This is a genomic window from Enterocloster citroniae, assembly GCF_040545455.1.
GTDB lineage: Bacteria > Bacillota > Clostridia > Lachnospirales > Lachnospiraceae > Enterocloster > Enterocloster citroniae.
Map to the genome: position 1 here is coordinate 1 of NZ_JBEPLZ010000026.1, position 16119 is coordinate 16119.

A 16119-nucleotide genomic window follows, 5' to 3' on the forward strand; every position below is an offset into this window, starting at 1 on the left:
TCGCGGTTTAGTTCGTGGGCGGGTCTGGTACCGGAATGTAAAGAAAGCGCTGGTAAAAAGATGAGTAGTCGAATACGAAAAGGAAATAAATATTTAAAAGCATGTTTGGTAGAATGTGCCCGTGCTGCAATAAGAAAAAAACAAAGCTATTTCTATTCACGATACCAACGAATTGCTGCACGCAGAGGGGGGAAACGAGCGCTGATAGCCATAGCGCACACCATACTAATAGCCATCTATCATATGCTAAAAGAAAAAGTTCCTTATTACGAATTAGGTGCAGATTATTATAGTGTAAAGAATCAAGAGAAATCTTCGTTCGTTAGAAAAGTTAGGGGTAGATGTAATGATTCAGCCAAAATAACTTCTCCCTGCTATTATCATAGGCAAGTGAAAAGCCCGCCAAAAGGCGAGCTTATTAAGAATGCTTGTTTATAGGTTGTCGCTGAATTAAATATTTTTAATAACATCAATCTGATACCCAGAAATTTAATTTTTATAACCCATAATGTTGTATCCCTACCAGATGGCATACCTTAAAAACTGGAAATAAAAACTCAATTTTATAGTTATCAGGGTGATAACCAACAAAATAAAACATTTTACATTTCATATCATCCACGTCCTGTTCATACTATTCTTCAATTTAGGTTTATAAAACTACTTCAATAAACGGAAAATCCCCTGGTTCAATATCCCAAACCAGAGGATGCCATCTACACTTTTGCGTCTTTTGCCCTCAAATTTATAGTCTAAAATCAATTCATTGTCATCGCTTTTCCGGCCGTGAAATGATCTATCATACCACTCATCAATCCATCATGCCATTTTTCGTCTCAAGTCCACAACATCTTGTGGCTTTTCTCCTGTTTTTTATATTATTCCACAAGTGACATCATTATAACCACTTCGACATTTGTTGAGTGTACAATAATGATGTCGAAAGGGTAGAATCGTCCCTTGGCGGATTTCCAATAGTAACTACCCGCTCAAATACACCGCAAGCCATTGCATAAGCGGCTCAATATTTACCTTCTGTTTCCTCTTTCTTTTCTTACTCTCTTTTTCGCATTCTCACCAACGTCCTTAATAGTTTCCATATATGCTTGCTCCACCGGTGAAAGTATATTTTTTTGGTATTTTCTATACTCTGCCTCTGCCTTTTTCACTGCCTGATGATGACTCACTTTTCCATATCCCGCAAGCAGCTTTCTATTACCTGATAATAAAATAGCATCCAACTGGTCAACATAATCTTTCATGTACATTGGCTTATGCTCTATTGCATTAATTTCAGCCAAATCAAAATAACCAGAAACAAGATTATTTAAAATTTTTAATTCTTCCTCATTCAGATAATTTTTTGCAATACTAATATCCTTTAATGCCGGAAGTTCTCCCGAAAATGTAGTAAGCCCCATAAACGGTTTTTCTGAATCTGCACGTTCGTATATCGCTTCTGCCGCTGTATGGCCATGAGCCGCAAAATGCAGCTTGTTCTGCACTATCTTAAAGAACTCTATTGAATCTTCACTACGAGGATCATAGTCTACACTTGTGGCATATAAATCGAGCACTTGTCGATACAATACCTTTTCGGATGAGCGGATATCTCTAATGCGTTCAAGCAATTCGCGCCAATAATTACCACCGCCATTGCCTTTCAACCTTTCATCATCCATAGTAAAACCTTTAATCATGTATTCCTTTAAACGTTCTGTCGCCCAACGCCGAAATCTCGTGGCAACTGATGATTTTACTCTATATCCCAACGATATAATCATGTCAAGATTATAAAATGGTATATTCCTAGCAACCTCTCTACTCCCCTCTTGACGAACCTGTCGGAAATTCCGACAGGTTGACTGCTCGTCCAGTTCACCCTCTTCGTAAATATGTTTTATATGCTCAACCACATTAGTTCTGGAGGTTTGGAACAAGTCTGCCATTTGCTGTTGACTCAACCAGACGGTTTCATCCTCAATTTTCACCTCTATGCGCGTTAGGCCATCTTCTGTTTGATAAATAATAATTTCACCTTGATTCTCCATTCATTCACCTGCCTTTATCACCATTTAATATCATTCACAGTATAAGCAACTTCAACAAATTTACCAAAAAAACTTAAAGCCTTATAGATGTCTTTTTTGAGATTAAGGTGCCGAAAAATGGCTATTTCCCGACAAGCCCACCTTCTATTCTCTATCATTTCTTGTGTTTGTAAATCACCCTCTTAAGATTTCATCAATTTGTTCCGATTCAATTTGCCTTTTCAAATAACTAATTTGTGTTTCGATATATTTTTTATGCTTTATCCATTTTAAACCTATAAAGTTTGGAAGCAATAATTCAAGATATTCAATCCAAGCTGAATACATAGGTACTGCACTACCTGACCAACTCCAAGAAGTAGGTGTTAATGGTATCCTATCAAAATCTTCAAACAATGGATTATTCTTAAGGAACAGCAAAATATATTCCTTTTTTCTTTCGATTTCTAATTTTGATATAACTGAAAATAGGCAATACATTTTCGTTTGATCATTGGAAAACAGTGTAATGCATTGCCGAATCCACTCGTCTTGTTTTTTCCACAGATTTTGCTCATTTTGAATTGGTAATAATAAAGACTCTAAAAAATATGCCACTGATATCTTGGCAAACTGACAATTCCTTATTAGCTGCTCAAAAATTTTATTATATATTTCTATGAAATTATCTAAATCAAAAAAACAACGAGGCCTTTCTTTATGGTCACTAAAAGAGTCATTATTTATTAAATGACCTATATACTTATCCAATATAGAAGGCTTAACCAAATATATTTCTTTCAAGAACTGTCCGTTATAATCGTGGTCTTTATCATACGATAGCATGGCATAATAAATTTCTTCAAGCAATTCCATATTACCATTAAATTTTCGGATTACTTCCTGCGGCGTATTATGATAGTCATTAAACAACAAACCAAAATAAATATGCACTATAAAAGGTGAATACCCCATCTTGGCTAAAAGAATTTTACAGCCCTTTATCAATGCCAGCTCATCTATTATATTATACTTCTCCAGAAAGTCTACATCACGCATTGATGATGAAGTAATATCTCTGTCAGAAGTATCTTTCAAAAAGTCATAAAGCCCATATAAATGATTTTCAGTAATTAACTCTTGCGGTAATTCATGATAATAGGCATACAGCCAAGCATTTTTCTGACTATAATCTCTACCAATAATAATTTGATTCACTTCTGAATCGGACAATAGAGAAAAGAGAGTGCTCAGAAAGTGCGATGGGTGTAAATTGTTTGGCGTATCTTTCTCTATGTAATACTTAATTGCATTAACGAAGCAATCTTTTCTAAGAGCAATAGCATCGAAGGCAATTTCTAATCCTTCTCCAACCTCCCAAGATGTATGTCCATCCAATTCTGGGATTTCATAACAAACGTCAATTAATTTCTTGAACATTTTATAATCACAATTAGAGACATATTGATCAATTATTTTCCGTTTTAGTTCCTTACGTTCTCTATAATTAACTTCTTTTTTATAATCTGGTCCTTTAAGAAAAGAAAATAGTTGAAAGTATTCTCCCTCAAAATATTCATCAAATAACGCTTCACAAGAGAGGTTCATCCCATTGAAAACGCAAACTATTTTATTCGCTAAAAGGCAGTTTTCTAACTCACCTGGAGGATAATTTGACCTTAAAATGGAATTGATGTATTTTAAATCAAATTGTAAAACGGGAATGCTTATATCCTCGATAGTACCACCATATGAACTAAGAATTTCTCTAATTTTTGCTCTGTACGTTTCAATTTCACATAAATCGTATAAGGATTCCCAAATTAGCTTTCGGTATTTTTCAACACCTTCAGATTTAGCTAATGAAATTTGATAAATAGTAAATGTGTTCTTTCGGCCTTCCTCTGCCGGAGTAAAATGCAATTTTAAAAACTCTTTTGCTATTTCTAAAAAAAGAATAACGACTGATTCTTGTTTCCAGTCATCCGAATATTCCTTTATCTTCTCTAAAAAAATTATTTGTGTGTAAAAATCATAGCGCTCAGAATCTTTATTAATGCCGAAATATATATTAATTGCATGATAAAATTCCATATATAAATCTGGTCGCTTTAAATAGTACTGAAAAAACAAATCACAGGCTGTTGGCAAATCCGTCATATCTGCAAAACCACCAAGAATTTTGATTATATCGTTTGTTACATTCTGATAGTTTTTCCCTTTCTCAGTATCAATGTCACGCCTTTCACTAATCACACCTTCTTCTAATTCAATTTCATTTTGCAAAATCAGAAGTGTTTCAGTAGGATTTATACGAAAAAACACTTTGATAAATTCAAAGAAAATCGGGGATTGTTCTGTTGATAATTCATCCCATAATATTTTTATTTCTTTCTCAACAAAATTGTAAAGAGTTATATTTCTAAAGATATTAAGTAATGTATTAACAGAAGAGATTGTTCGCTCTCTATAACTTTGAAAACAAGCTTTAATCATTTCCGACAGACTGAGTAGTTTCTTATCAAAGAAAACATATTTAAGCAAATAATTAGATAGGCATTGCTCCGAAAAGCGAACGGCTTTATCATTGCAAATATCGACAATTTCCCGCTCGTGAAGCATGTAGATATTTTCAATAAACGCATCTCGATTTAACCCTTTTTCCTGTAAAATCGGCAAAAATGGATCAATATGGTCTAAATGGATTGCTTCTAAAAAAGCTACTATACCAGCTGTTATGCACACGTTATTGTTGGCAAGCATTTGATTATCCTCTAAAGATGATCCATAATAATCTTCATATAATTGTGACACATCATTAATAGAATCTAAACGATTTGAATTAAACGCTACTTTCCCTGCAAGTATAGCAATACGAGCATTTCCCTCTGCAATTCTTACAATTCTTTCATGATAATCTTGATTTAAAATACCCAATGAAGTTTCAAGCAATGTTTTAATCTCATCATCCTTAAATACATTTATATTTATGGTTTCATATGAAGCAATTTCTCGAACATCATTTATCACTTTTTGAAGTGCATAATCCCGCACTGTAATAAGTATTTTTACGTTATATCCCTCTGATTTCATAGTTACATAACGAATAATATGCTGCAACCCTGATAATTGATTTGCATCATCAATAAAAAGAAAATAGTTACCAGGGCTGTCTATAAAAAGTTTCAAATCCTCGTATATTGGTAAGGCATTACTGTGAATGCAATAGATCTTTTCATTGTTAGCGTCTCGGTAATTTCTCACATAATGGAAAGCTAAGCGAGTTTTTCCTGTACCTGCTGAACCACTGAGTATAACAACATCCACTTTCAGATAAGCATCGCCAATATCTTTACATTCTTTTTCTCTAAATAAAAATTTAGTATCAATTGGAGCCGCCATTCTATTCGAGTTATAACGTTTAATAAAATCCTCACACGATTGAATTTGATCAGTGCTTATTGATATTCCTAAAAAGTCACGTGAAAGATTATGGTGGAAAAGATATATATCTTCTGCAAGTTTATCAATTCCAATAACCATTAGCTTGATTCCAACATCTTCGCATAAAGCTTTTATCTCACTATCTTGAGAGGGTGTAAGATTTGATGAAGTATGGCAATAAATGATTTCGGAGATTTTATTATGCGGAACGCCTGTCTTTGATGTATTAAGACATTTTTCAAGGTCATCCTTAATTTTTGCAAATAAGCCCGACTGTTGAGTCGTATATTCTACAAAAATATACTTTCCATTTAATGCAATAAAATAAGTATCTGGTGTCCCTGGAGTGGTCTTTCGTGTACCTGCTTCTCCACCAAGAGATACTATATTAGAATAGCCAATTTTATATAAATAAGAATCACAAAGATTTTGAAATGACCCTGCATCCAATTGGAGAATTCTCTGTTTAATGCTTTCGATATTAGCCATAATCAACACCTCTACTCTTTGAAATCATCTTGTTACTCAAAATTATCTTAAATATTTTTCAGACACGCTCAAATTGATTCTTTCTATCAGCCTATATTCTATTTTAACTTGTGCTATATCTAATTAAGATACTTTAAGCCCTGTCTTATTGGCATTTCCAGCGACTATGTGATAAACTTTTATTGTCCATTTGGACCTCCTCCTATGCTTAAGTTTGGCTTACAACACTATTCTCATTTTAGCATAGGAGGATCTCTATTGATATCCTCCTCGTTTCCACTTAAACGATTCTCCTCAGCATAGCTGGGGGATTAGGATTCTCATTTAACATAACTATCATCCAGATGATATCAATAAAACAATTATTTCCGAAGGTCAAAGTACAGCCATTTTCTCGGTGTTTCAAGGCCATTTTTCGCCAAAATCCGCTACATCTTGTGGTTCATCTTCTCTACTTTCCTTCCAAGCCACAATTCCGCATCATTATTACCACCTCGACATTTGTTGAGTGGATAATAATGATGGCAGAAGGGCGTAATTCTCCCCAAGCGGAAACAATATAATCATCTTTATGCCTCACTTTGCTCCGCTTGATATTCTAATTCTAGCAAATACTTATCATAGTCTGACATAAATAACCGATCCTGAACAATACGATATTTTTCGAACTCAGTCTCTGCATGAAGCTTCGCCTGTTCTGCACTGACTTTTCCCGGTCCCATCAGCAGTTCATTCCCGTTAAACTCTAGAAAACCATCAAGGCGCTTTGCCCAGTCCTCCATACTCATTGGTATTCTTCGTTCCGCCTGTAACTCCGCATAGTCAAGATACAGTGAAACGATTCTTTCCAAATAGGACATTTCCTTTTCGCTCAGGTAGTTCTTAGCAATAGTAACATCTGCTTTGACAATTTTCCCATCTGGCGCTGATTCCCATGTTGTCAGGCCCATATGCTCTTTTTCAGCATTTGCACGCTCTACAATCAATTCCGCTGCTGTATGCCGATGTACGGCCCAGTGCATCTTATTCTGCACCATTTTGAAAAACTGCCGTGTAGTCTTGGCATCTTTGTCATAATCAAACGCTGTAGCATAAAGATCCGTAACCTTTTGATAAAACTTGCGTTCGGACAGACGTATCTCTCGAATATTCTCCAACTGCCGTTCAAAATATTCATCGGTGAACATATGCCCTTTTTTCAGGCGTTCTTTGTCCATCGTCCAACCTTGAATCGTATAATCCTTGACAATCTGCCCTGCCCATTTACGGAATCTTACAGCGCGCTCATTGTTAACTTTAAAGCCAACTGCAATGATTGCCTGTAAGTTATAATGCTTTGTACTGTAGGATTTACCATCCGAGGCAGTTATTAAGTATTTCTTAATAACTGATTCTTCTATCAATTCATTATCCTCAAAAATTCTTTTAAGATGCTGATTGATTGCCGAAACCGAAACATCATACAAGGTAGCCATCATTTTCTGTGTTAGCCAGATGTTCTCGTCTTCATAGCGCATCTCAAAACTATCTGAGTTACTACCCGTAGATGCCACATATGTTAGATACTCTGCGGCTGAACTGTGTATTGTAATCCCTTTTTTATTGTTCGCCATACTTTCTTTTCCTCAATTGATAATTCAAAAGACAAATCTCTTTTCCTCATTTTTTGCTAATCCCAATAAATTTGATATGATTTTTTCTAATTTTGAAGAATTTAATATTTTCTCTAGCTTACTTTCGAATTCTTGTTGTGTTTCACATATAATCTCTTCTTGCTCTTCAATCTCTGCTGCGATGTCCTCGTCCAAAGTTACATACACTGGATAAAGAGCAATTCCATATTCAACAAACATAACCCTGTACTTATAATTAGGCGTCACACTGGAAGTGATAAAAAGTTCATATACAAACTTGCTATCTTCCATTTCTCCTAAATTATCTTGAATATTAATCTTTTTTGGTTCCAATATTTTTGCAGTCTGCACAAAAGCATTATCAACTGTATAAGAATGTGTTGGTCCAGCATATTCCACGATTTTTGCAATTATTTTTCCATCAGTCATTTTATTTAAATAATCGTTTTGTTCCAGTATAATACTATAGGCATCACCTGTAATTTCTTCAGCCTTAAAATCAACTTTCCATAAATTTTTCATTTAATTAAATCCTCCTTAATTTGAACATAAATTGGTAAGTGATCACTATATCGTTTTGGGTCTGGTCGTCCATTTTTTTTTAGAAAATTTTCGGTTTTTGTCCCAATAACAATCTCAATTGAATCTTCATTTAGCGCATCAATCATCTCTGGCCTCACAAGAAACTGATCAACAATATGCCAAAAATAATTAATTATTCCACCATTATTATAAAACATTGTCCCCTGCGGACTATTTCGTTTGCCTAATAATCCCCACATAGGATTGTAAAACTCTCTGTACATTCTTTGTTGAACCAATCTACCTGCACTGCTTACCTCTGAGGCATATGGAATTGCGTGCATTGTATTTGCTGCTACACATGCTTTTTCAAATGGATTAACATTTAAATCCCCTATAACCACTGCATTCCTAGTTCCTTGTTCGTTTTCTGCAATTATCACATCTTCATGAAGTTGTCTCAAGTTTTCACTTTGTTCTTCTTCCGTTGCACGATATTTGCTTATATTATGTATCATAGCTACTAACATTTTATAATATGAGGTCTCTATCTTTATAATCTGATATCTATTTTGCTCTCTTACTATTTCCACATTATATTTCTTTGCAATAATTGCCTTTATTTTAGTACACCCACCATAACTTGGAATTATTTTATAATCAGTTTTAGATCTCAAATTCATTTTTTTACACAATTCATTTATATCATTCTCATACTCTGCCAAAACCAACAAAGTACAATTTCTTTCTAGAACCAAATCAATTAAAGTATCATCCAAAGACATATTATTATGTGTATTCCAAAATAAAATATTCATTTTCCACCTTAAATACCATTTATCTCATTTTTTCAAGTAAGCAAATACTTTCCACATTTGTTGTGGGGATAATAATGATGGCAGAAAGGTATGTTTTCCCCTTGGCGTAAACACTATTACACCCGTTTCTGTCCATGGCCTCTATAGACATTTTTCAAGCCACCTATAACAATACTAAGATTATACTACAAATTCCAAAATTTTGATATGCTAATACATTCACGAATAATATTAAGAAATGCCTAAAAAGAAATGTTATCGTTGGTAAAAAAACTGCCAACAATAAAGCCCTCGAGTTTTAGTCTCTCAAGAGCTTTATTCTTAACACTGTATTTTTCACTCCAAATATTGAATAGCAAGCGCAATTAAAGACAGGCAACGGTTAAAAAAATAATCGTAATAGCGGATGTCTGTAATATCTGTTCGATCCGTTTCATGATGACGAATTCGGAAGCTATTTCCAATATCTGTAAGTGCCTTAAATTCCGTATCAAATAGCTTTACAAAATCTTCTTGTCCGCCCGCCATGTCATTAATAATTCTCTCCACTGATTTCTTCTTATCCAAACCAGTATAATATGTTTTCAAGCGTTCCAATACACCCCAAATTTTTTCAACCGCATCCTTATGAGATTGTGAACTTGGCTGCATATGTTTCTCTACTGCTATATCAAACAATTCTCTTAAACCAGGTTCTTTTATTTGTTCAGTCATTGATATGAGTTCTGAAGTCAACACCTCATGATCTGGCAATTGCTCAATAAGCCCTCTATCGATAAGGCGAAAAGATACATTGTCTTTCTGCAACGATGCATTAATTTCTTCTTGAAATCCACATTTTTCACCTTCAGATAATTCATCATACTGAAATTCTATTACATCAAAAATAAACGGTGTAAAATAATTTGCAAATATTTCTTCCTCAGAAGATAAAGAGAACATTGCGCTTTTTAAATCAATGACAGGAGTATCCATAAATTCATTTAGTCTGTTAATTGCAACATCTAATGCATCTGTTTTTTCTGTCCAATTATGATATCGGTTGGGTTGATACTGTATAGGCTCTCTGAAATTCTGCATAATTCTACAGATATGCTTTTTAGCCCTATAATCAATATTATTGCTAATATTATCAACTGCTTCTCCATGGCCATAATCAATAAGGTCTTTATATCGCTCTGAAAATAAATTATCTGGTAATAACGGTTTATCCGGCACGCTATATTCTCTAGCTTTATAAATATCACGACCAGAAATATGATGTGCCGGATATAATTCATAGCCATCTACTCGAAGCAACTCATTAAATTTATCTAAATACTGTTTCCAAGGCGATTTTTCTCTCCGTACCGCCGGATGAACCATCTCACATATAAATCGCAGTAAAGGTTCATCTCCATCTTTTTGTTGCAGCTTGAATCGCTCATCTTGAAAAAACCAGCATTCCTCTTCATAATCGTCCCATCTAAGATGGCAACTAATATCATCAAGAGCATTTTTATAACGACTATCATGAGATGGTAATTCCTTTAGATTGTATACTCTTGAAAGGAAATCAATTTCATCAAGACGTCCATAGTACGGCATTTTTATAGTACGCTCTGTAACATACTCGTCAGACTTATCATCATATTCTTCTTCATCGAGTATTACTGTAAACCCCTCTCTGATAATATCTATAATATCTTGTCTTGTTACCTCAGATATTTTATTCATATTTTTAGTCATTCCTTTCGCTTCGCTCAGGCACGAACAAGTCATGAAAAGTCTTGTCCCCCTCCTCTTTTAGTTTTAAAATGTTATTATGGAATAGCAATACACTACAGAGCATGGGAGGAGGAGTGGCGAAGTTTATTCGGCCCCGTATATTTATATGTGCCGTCATCCTTACAAGCACAAACAAGTGGGACTTTGAACCCGGACTCTTATCACGGGTAATAAACCATGTTTATTTAGTCGTAAGATGACAGTCAATGTTGCTATTCCTATCTTTAGTTAAGGTGGTGATACTTATGATGAGGCTCATCTCCCCCATCTGCTGTGGACTTGATATCCATAAAAATGTTATCGTTGCAACCATCGTTACTACTAATAGTTCTGGAATATCGAGTGTGTGAAGAAAAGTCTGCAGGAAAGATTTATGATATCTTGGAGTGTCTCCGATTTCATCATCTCAATCACCCTCATGTCAATCCCATTACAAAAAATATTTTTTGTTTAAAGCGACTTTAAAACTATTATTTGTCCAAAGCCGCTTTGTTATCGTCATAATATTCTTACACCAAGACTCTTTCAAAAAACAGTATAGTAAGCACTTGACTAAATAGTAAAATCGTTGTTTTTACTAGAATTTTTCTTAGACTTTTTTTAATGCTGTCGTACCATTGATTACTTCTAATAAATTGTTTTCCATCTGTTTTTTAATTTCAATTATAGACCTCCCATATTGTACAGCTAAAAACTCTATCACATCCATATCCCATGGCATATACAACATTCCATTCTTTTCAGTAAACGGTGCATCTGTTTCTGGCAATATTTTATTTAATGGCATTTGCATGATTATATCTCTTCCTGCTTTTGAATAACACATTTTAGGATTTATACTAAACCAACAACCTAACGATAAAGCCTTTTGAAGTTCTTTTATATTTCCGGTAAACCAATGCATTATAGGCACATTCTTATCTAAAGTTTTTTCTATACATTCTAATACATCTTTAACTGCACATCTTGAATGTATACTGATTATTCTTCCATGGTGCTTCTCAGCTTCACTTAATGCACCATAGAAAAAGGTTTTTTGTACAGAATATGAATGCCTATTTCTGCTAGTACCATCTATACCTACTTCTCCAATATATCTGGACTTTGAAATTTGTTCCATAAATAGATCAATTTCATTCCTTCTATCTGCCACTAATTCCGGATGAAATCCTAACGCAACTCTCACATTATCTGTATTATTAAAATACTGGGATGTTTTTAGATAGGCGCGCGGACTTGTCGTAACCGCTAACACCTTTACATTTCTTTGCTTGACTTCATCAAATACTGCTAACGGATTCTTGTATAAATCCAAATGACAATGGAAATCTATCATATAACACTATGCTCCCTTAACAATGCTCCTATTTCTAGCACCCCACGTTCAATAACACCTAAATATAAATTTCGTTCTTCTCCTTTTGCAAAAGACAACATACCTTTCACAAGACTTTCAATGCCATTTTTTTTCAATTGAACAACAGCCAATGCTGCAGCTGCTACATCTTTTGAATACGAACATTGTAAATTTTCTTTAAAATACCCGCCTTCTGTAACATCACACAAATTATTTTTCAAAAAAGCTGCTCTCCTTACTAAACAAGGAACACAGACCCCACAGTGCTGTAATTTCCGTTGATATTTTCCACAACTTGTCGAACCAAAAATAAGTTTTTTCATCAAATCCTGATTCTTACAATCCATCAAAACTTCACCTTTTGTTTTATATTTGTATGGTAATACAAAATCAATATTTATTCCCACATCATTCCAAATTTCCTGCATTGCTTTCATATATACAGGATGGGTTGTTTTTGTACTAAGACTACCTGTTCTAAGTGGATCTAATGGCATATTCAAACTAATATATCCATTTTCAGGTACGAATAATTCTTTCCTGCCTTGAGCATTGCAATCAATGCCACAAGATGCCAATAATGCAAAAGCAAAAAAGACCATTGATCTTGCTCTGGTCGAAATTTCCGATTCTCCTTTTTTCTTTATATTATTGCTCCATTGGCACAAATTATTTATTCCAAACTGCATGGCATATTCTCTTTGATGTTCAGCATCTCCCCTAACTGTTTGAGATACAAATAAAGGATTTCTTCCTTCTTCATGCAAATCAATTGCTCCCACTAAACTGTCCATACCTCCTGACAACAAACAAATACAATCCTGCTGCCTTAAATCATATTTTTTCTGCGGAACCAGCGATTCTGGTAAAGCATTTATATTTAAAACCCAAAAATCTCCGCTGAGGAAACGAAGCATTTCCTCTAACTTCCTTTTTTCCTGTCTCCATTTAGGCGCATCATGCAAATATATGCAAAGCTCAATTTTTCTTGTCCAACCATCAGCACTCTTTTTCCTCAATACTGCTTTATCTGCTGCAACTACAGCCATAGCAATAATTGTAAAATCCAATGCCTCTACTGTTGGAGCTATTTTTGATTTTCTCAATTCTTTAAATAGTTGTACTCCCACATGCCCTACATTGTTTATTTTCTGTTCAGGAACTGTAAACATTTCAAAATAATAATCATCATCACTATAATACTTTGGGGTACAGCATCGTGGATAACAAATCACTTTATTCATACTTCAACCTCATACACTTCAAACGTGTTTTTTATAGCTGTTTGAAATAATTTCTGCATATCAATCGTCTTACTACCAGAGTTTCTAAGCCTATTTAACTGCGATGATATTTCTGATTGTAAATAATCTTTCATTTCGTTCATACGATTAACACGTTCTACAGCTGATACTTCTTGTTTTTCAAAAGCTTGTCCTATGTCCAATTGGATACGACTAAATGCCTCATTGCCAAGAAATGTACCGGTGAGAGACCATATCTGATCATCAGTCAATTTACTAATATCTGTATCAGGATTTTGACTCATAAACTCGCTCAATGCAAATCTTCCTGAATCTCTACAAGATACTTCGTCTAAGCTTCCACCAGTTGGGCATACATTATCAATTATTGTATCAATAATTTCATTCGCATTAGCACCTCGTCCTTGCAATTCTGATAAAATTTTACCCAATGGGAAATTCTCGTTATCCCTTAAGGACTGAAATGTCTGGAAGAAATTCGCAGCTGCTTTGGTTGAAGTACGCATGCGTTTGGAGAGATTTTTCGCTCCGCCCATTCCTGTTTTAGAATAATGCCCCAGCGATTTTCTCAAAGAGTCTTTACTCCCAGAATGAACGTATTCACCCATTCCTCGTCTAGCACTTGCAAAACGGAATTTGGGTGCAATAACAAGTTTTTCATCATCATCCGGTTCTTTTTCATCAGATTGATTATCATTTTCACTATCGTCATCATTTTGACAATCCGGTTGCTCATTATCTTGATTAGGCAACTTAATGTCATCTAACCACTCCGGATCTAGTGAAACCCCTGCACCTGGTCCCATACTTGAAGCTGATGTTCCCATATGTTTTCACCCCTACTTCTTTTGTGTATTTTGTGTTATGGCCCTTTTTACACTATCTGGTGTTTCTGAATCGTCAGCCCATTGTTTCAACATATCTTTAGCCCATTCCTTTTCAGCAATAACAGGAATAATGGGAGCTTTTCTAGATTTTGCCGGTATCTCACACAAAGCCAAAGCTAAATTACGACCTAATTCGGGAAAAGCTTCCGTAATATGTACTGCTGCAAATAAAGCATTTACATTCCATTGTTCATTACGTCCCAAACTAATTATTCTTTTCAACAATTTCTCAGCCTCTCTTATTCCTAGAGATTTAATTGATTCAACAAGTTCCCTAAGGTATGTACCATTCTTTACTTTCTTTAACGCAGTTAACAATTCTTTGCCTTTAATAGAAAGTTCGTCATATGCAGCAAACGAAAGCGCCTTATCTCTGCTAAGATACAAAAGTGGACGCAAATCAAGTCCACCTAGTTTCGGTTCAATTAATACCCATTTCTGTACAAAATCATTGTTCCATGTAACATCTGGAAATTCATATTTTTCACCACTTATTAAGCTATCTTCTAACTTTTGTATAAATTCCGGTTTTCCTTCCTCTGCGTTTGCAACTTCTTTAGCCAGATAATCAAATGCCCCTTCTGATGCACATCTCTCAAACAATAACATCTTTATTAACACACCGGAATCTAACATCATTCCATTAATTTTTGCAACTTTTTTTCTTATCTCAAGAGCATTTAATAACCGTTTTATTAATCTAGGATTACCTTTAATATTATCCGCACTTACAAGAATACCTGCTAATTGATCTGCAATTGCTACATATTCCTTCATGGTTCTTTCTGTATCATCATCAAAAACCCCTTCTATTTTTTCTGCTGTCACATCATCTTCCCATGCTTTATTCAAAAGCTTGCTTAATTTATTTTGCGCCTCTAAAAATGCTTCTTGTCTCACTCCGTTTCTTTTAACTTCTAATTCCATGAACAAGAGAACTATGTACACTTTTACTTCTGCAATCCCCAAATGCGGTATTTTTATTGGAACTTGAATCAACTTATCGAAATAACTTGTAACTAACTCATCTGACAATTCAACTCCATTAAAATGGGCACGTACTCCATTTCTTATCATCTGTTCATCTGCTGCGATGATAAAGGCTGTTCGCTCTACAAATAATAATAATCTCATTGCTTCAAGAGTCGAAATCGCTGTTTCAGGTAAGCACCGATCTAAATCATCTACCAAAACAACAAGTTTCACTTTTAGCTGTTTAAGTATTTCTTCAAATTCCTTCCTAATTTCCTCAATCTGCTTTGTTGCCGGCTCTGACATCTCTTCATTATCATTTAAAAGATTTTCCAATTCTGGAGTCAGTCCTTCAATCGCAGTATCTATCGCTTCACTGTTCTCAGACTTTTTATCACGATTATTCCAACTGCTTTTTATGACATTTGCAAAATTTGCAATCACGCCGACAGGCGCTGCTCCTGGAATAAAGCCAGCCAACAAAGGTAATGCCAGTTTTGATACCTGAAACCAATTAATACGTTTCAGGAATTTCTTGAATTTCTTTCCAAGCTCACCATCTTCATCAATTCCTTGTTTTTTCATTTCTTCAGTCAATTTCATCGTCACCGACTGGAGCAAGGCGGATTTCGCATCTTCATATCCCTGATATAACCATGCATTGAATTCAAGAAAAATATATTTGTTATCACTGGACTGGTCATTCAAATCTTTACCAATCATTTTTACCATGGAGGATTTCCCGGCCCCCCAGCTTCCAGATATTCCTATAGATATTGGATTATCCCCTGACTCAATTATTAAATCTGCAACCGTCTTAGATACAACTGAGAAATGCAAATAGTCTGTAGTAGTTTCAATATCATTCCACATATACTTTTCTCCTAAATCTTTGATAGATAGTTCAAAGTTTACTTTTTTATTTTTATTGAAA

Annotated in this window: 11 protein-coding genes; 1 reads left to right on the top strand and 10 read right to left on the bottom strand. The window is 34.7% G+C overall.

Features of this window, described 5'->3' with window-relative positions:
* Positions 1-438 (top strand): transposase (locus ABID13_RS23635; RefSeq protein ID WP_354021271.1); only part of this gene is annotated, 438 nt, incomplete at its 5' end.
* A gap of 590 nt (positions 439-1028) precedes the next feature.
* On the opposite strand, the gene ABID13_RS23640 is transcribed toward ABID13_RS23635, so the two are convergent.
* The 10 genes from ABID13_RS23640 to ABID13_RS23685 form a co-directional block, all read right to left on the bottom strand.
* Positions 1029-2051 carry a virulence RhuM family protein gene (locus tag ABID13_RS23640; RefSeq protein ID WP_048931257.1) on the bottom strand — a complete coding sequence of 341 codons (1023 nt, stop codon included), beginning with the start codon at positions 2049-2051 and terminating at the stop codon, positions 1029-1031.
* Positions 2052-2225: 174 nt separating this feature from the next.
* Positions 2226-5963: an nSTAND3 domain-containing NTPase gene (locus ABID13_RS23645; RefSeq protein ID WP_048931258.1), complete on the bottom strand. Its 3738-nt coding sequence runs from the start codon at positions 5961-5963 to the stop codon at positions 2226-2228.
* Between the two features lie 569 nt (positions 5964-6532).
* Positions 6533-7576, bottom strand: a complete 1044-nt coding sequence (locus tag ABID13_RS23650) for a virulence RhuM family protein (protein ID WP_048931259.1) — start codon at positions 7574-7576, stop codon at positions 6533-6535.
* A 24-nt stretch (positions 7577-7600) separates the two neighbouring features.
* Entirely contained in the window at positions 7601-8119 is a 519-nt protein-coding gene (locus ABID13_RS23655) for a hypothetical protein (protein ID WP_048931260.1), read from the bottom strand.
* Entirely contained in the window at positions 8116-8937 is an 822-nt protein-coding gene (locus ABID13_RS23660; protein ID WP_048931261.1) for a hypothetical protein, read from the bottom strand. The genes ABID13_RS23655 and ABID13_RS23660 overlap by 4 nt, the downstream gene beginning before the upstream one ends.
* A 336-nt stretch (positions 8938-9273) precedes the next feature.
* Positions 9274-10698, bottom strand: a complete 1425-nt coding sequence (locus tag ABID13_RS23665; RefSeq protein WP_048931262.1) for an AbiJ-related protein — start codon at positions 10696-10698, stop codon at positions 9274-9276.
* Between the two features lie 595 nt (positions 10699-11293).
* Positions 11294-12040: a Qat anti-phage system TatD family nuclease QatD gene (gene qatD / locus ABID13_RS23670; protein ID WP_048931263.1), complete on the bottom strand. Its 747-nt coding sequence runs from the start codon at positions 12038-12040 to the stop codon at positions 11294-11296.
* Positions 12037-13305 (bottom strand): Qat anti-phage system QueC-like protein QatC, encoded by a 1269-nt coding sequence (gene qatC / locus ABID13_RS23675; protein WP_048931264.1) that lies wholly within the window; start codon positions 13303-13305, stop codon positions 12037-12039. Before qatC ends, qatD begins: the two co-directional genes overlap by 4 nt.
* Entirely contained in the window at positions 13302-14153 is an 852-nt protein-coding gene (gene qatB / locus ABID13_RS23680; protein ID WP_048931265.1) for a Qat anti-phage system associated protein QatB, read from the bottom strand. The genes qatC and qatB overlap by 4 nt, the downstream gene beginning before the upstream one ends.
* Before the next feature lie 12 nt (positions 14154-14165).
* Positions 14166-16058, bottom strand: coding sequence for a KAP family P-loop NTPase fold protein (locus tag ABID13_RS23685; RefSeq protein ID WP_048931266.1), 1893 nt, complete (start codon positions 16056-16058; stop codon positions 14166-14168).
* Positions 16059-16119 lie beyond the last annotated feature (61 nt).

Excerpts from the sequence above, each read along its gene's own strand:
- ABID13_RS23640 (WP_048931257.1), bottom strand. The coding sequence starts at position 2,051 with ATGGAGAATCAAGGTGAAATTATTATTTATCAAACAGAAGATGGCCTA.
- ABID13_RS23645 (WP_048931258.1), bottom strand. The coding sequence starts at position 5,963 with ATGGCTAATATCGAAAGCATTAAACAGAGAATTCTCCAATTGGATGCA.
- ABID13_RS23650 (WP_048931259.1), bottom strand. The coding sequence starts at position 7,576 with ATGGCGAACAATAAAAAAGGGATTACAATACACAGTTCAGCCGCAGAG.
- ABID13_RS23655 (WP_048931260.1), bottom strand. The coding sequence starts at position 8,119 with ATGAAAAATTTATGGAAAGTTGATTTTAAGGCTGAAGAAATTACAGGT.
- ABID13_RS23660 (WP_048931261.1), bottom strand. The coding sequence starts at position 8,937 with ATGAATATTTTATTTTGGAATACACATAATAATATGTCTTTGGATGAT.
- ABID13_RS23665 (WP_048931262.1), bottom strand. The coding sequence starts at position 10,698 with ATGACTTGTTCGTGCCTGAGCGAAGCGAAAGGAATGACTAAAAATATG.
- qatD (WP_048931263.1), bottom strand. The coding sequence starts at position 12,040 with ATGATAGATTTCCATTGTCATTTGGATTTATACAAGAATCCGTTAGCA.
- qatC (WP_048931264.1), bottom strand. The coding sequence starts at position 13,305 with ATGAATAAAGTGATTTGTTATCCACGATGCTGTACCCCAAAGTATTAT.
- qatB (WP_048931265.1), bottom strand. The coding sequence starts at position 14,153 with ATGGGAACATCAGCTTCAAGTATGGGACCAGGTGCAGGGGTTTCACTA.
- ABID13_RS23685 (WP_048931266.1), bottom strand. The coding sequence starts at position 16,058 with ATGTGGAATGATATTGAAACTACTACAGACTATTTGCATTTCTCAGTT.